The organism is Streptomyces phyllanthi (genome assembly GCF_009377205.1).
Classification (GTDB): domain Bacteria; phylum Actinomycetota; class Actinomycetes; order Streptomycetales; family Streptomycetaceae; genus Streptomyces; species Streptomyces phyllanthi.
In genome coordinates this window covers 1-2493 of record NZ_VJZE01000782.1, presented here as the reverse complement: position 1 = coordinate 2493, position 2493 = coordinate 1, and the positions used below count along the sequence as shown (strand labels likewise).

Here is a 2493-nt window from a genome sequence, read left to right as displayed (position 1 = left end):
CTCCCGCGCCGCGCTGTTCCTCCCCGCAGAAGGCCCCCGCCTCCCGCGCATGACATCCCGGCTATGTAAGAGCTGCTTGAACAACCCACCTTGGAGGCAGCGGACTCGCATGTCCTGCCGGCCTCTCGAGGCGCACGGGAACCCGTTGAATCCTCGGGTGCTCCCCACACCCAAGGCCCCCTCTCGGGCTCCAGGAATTGATCATCCCCACGTCTGGTGCCGGGGACGCGACTGCTGCCTTTCCGTAGCACTGGACCTATAGATCATTACTGGTCGCCTCGTGTTCGAACAGCTGAAGCACGGTCAATCTAGACCATCGGGGCCCGTATTGAAGAGGGGATGTGTGTAATTTGTGGTCAAGCTTTGAGACTTGATCGATCGATTGGTGACCGCCTACGGGTGCCTTGGCGCCACCGCGCGCTGCAGCGGCCCACCCGGCTCCCGGGACGCGGCTTCTGCGCGGGAGTGATCGGCGAGCTGCAACGGGCCTTCTGCGGCGCCCGGTTCGACAACAACTTCCCGCTGTTCCTGCACTACGACGTGGTGCTGCGGGTGCCCGAGGCGGGCGGGCGATCGACCCGGACAACGAGGCACACGACTTGATCGTGTCGGTGTTCGGCGGCATGTCCAAGGGCGAGCGCCACCGCCCCAAGGGTCCGGGTGCATGCCGCGATGCCGGGCCTGGCGCTGATGGAGGAGGCGCGGACAAGCCTGATCATTTGTGACGCTCATCGACTCGTGGAGCCTGGCTGGAAGGTCCGAAAACAGGCCTGACCCAGGGGTTCACCCCGCAGGGATCAGTCGCACGTCTTCCCCATGACCTCGCAGGTGAGCCCGTCCCACAGGCCCAACGCGCGGGTAGGGGGACGACATGGCGCGGGTCACGGCACTCGGCGACCCGGCGGCGACGCCGAACTCGCCGGCCCCGGGCGCTGTCGAGGGCGTCGCCCGGGGCGGGGCGACGGTCGATGAGTGCGAGTCGCGCCGCCCCGGGTGAGATCCATCCTGGTGACGACGGTGACCGACATCGGCTGGACACACCTGTCCACCCGGTCTCGGTGATCGCCACCGACGTCGGCGCGAACCTTTCGCACGCCCTGCGCCCCCCGCGTACGCCTGGCTGGGCAACGCGCGCGCGGCGTTGCCGGCCTGCTCCTGCCCGGTCGCCCCGCTTCCGTCTCGTGCCTCGCTTCGGCGTCGGCGGTCCCGTCCGCGTGCCCGACTGCGCACGCGGACCGGGCGCCGGGCCGGGGGCGTCAGGCGCGTTGCCTCACCGCCCGCTGCTGAAGGGCCTTTCCAGCAGGTTCAGCGCGTCCACCACCCGGTCGCGGTCGGCGCCGAGGCCGTCGAGCAACTCGGCCTCGGCCGCGAGCCGGCGGGGGAACATGGTGTCGATCGCGTCGCACCCCGCGGGTGTGACGGTGACCAGGGCGGCGCGGCGGTCCGCAGGGCTCGGGCGGCGCTCGACGAAGCCGCGCTTCTCCAGCTTGGGGTGCGCCGTAAGGGTTTCGTCATCTCCCTCGGGTACGGGAACGGCCGCCCGGCCCGTTGAATGGGGTGGGCGAAGGACTGACCGCGAAAAAGGAGAGGCGGGCATGGCGCGCGTACGGAAGCTGCTGGGCGGGCCGTTGGGCATCGGGATGCTGGTGGTGGCGGTCGCCGCGGCCGGCTTCGGGCTGTACTGGTTCCAGCCGTGGAAGCTGTGGCAGGACCAGACCGTGGAGGAGGCCCTGCCCTCGGCCCAGGTGACGCCCGGGCCCGCCGACGAGGAGCAGGCGACGACTCCGGGGGCCGCCGAGGCGGAGCCGACCGCGGTACCCTCCTCCCCGGCCGGGCCCCAAACGCTGGCCGGCGGTGAGCTGATCAGCCATGAGCACGCCACCTCGGGCACGGTGAAGCTCGTACGGTTGGACGACGGCTCGCATGTCGTCCGGCTGGAGAACCTCGACACGAGCAACGGACCGGACCTGCGGGTGTGGCTGACCGACGCGCCGGTGAAGGAGGGTCGGGCCGGCTGGCACGTCTTTGACGACGGCGAGTACGTCAGCCTCGGCAAGCTCAAGGGCAACAAGGGAAGCCAGAACTACGCCGTGCCCAACGATGTCGACCTGTCCCGTTACTCCAGCGTGAGCATCTGGTGCGACCGCTTCGACGTGTCCTTCGGCGCCGCCGAGCTCGGCCGCGCCTGACGACGCCGTCTCCGGCACGGTTGACGGCTTCCGCGTCGAGGCCGGCGGGGCCCTCACCAAGGTCACCACGGCCGAAGGCCATCCCGCCTTCGACGAGTCCGGCATGTTCCTTCGCTCGGGTGCTGCCGCGCCCGCTTCCATCCGGCCGTCAGGGGATGTGGGCGCCGGCGCGGCACCCGGCGACCACGGCGGCGTCACATTCGGCGGGCAGCGCGATGGTGTCGTCCGGGGGCCGAAGACCAGGGCGCGGTGCGCAGACTTGCACGCCGGAAGGCCGGAAGACCGAGGGGCGTGGGGCGTGGGG

At 70.5% G+C, this 2493-nt stretch carries 2 protein-coding genes; both read left to right on the top strand.

Annotated elements, in window-relative coordinates; translation table 11 throughout:
• The first annotated feature begins 399 nt into the window (after window positions 1-399).
• Window positions 400-603 carry a hypothetical protein gene (locus tag FNH04_RS44785; RefSeq protein ID WP_194237029.1) on the top strand — a complete coding sequence of 68 codons (204 nt, stop codon included), beginning with the start codon at window positions 400-402 and terminating at the stop codon, window positions 601-603.
• A gap of 992 nt (window positions 604-1595) precedes the next feature.
• A complete protein-coding gene (locus FNH04_RS44775; RefSeq protein ID WP_152791962.1) occupies window positions 1596-2189 on the top strand; it encodes a DM13 domain-containing protein in 594 nt (197 codons plus the stop codon).
• The last annotated feature ends 304 nt before the right edge of the window (window positions 2190-2493 follow it).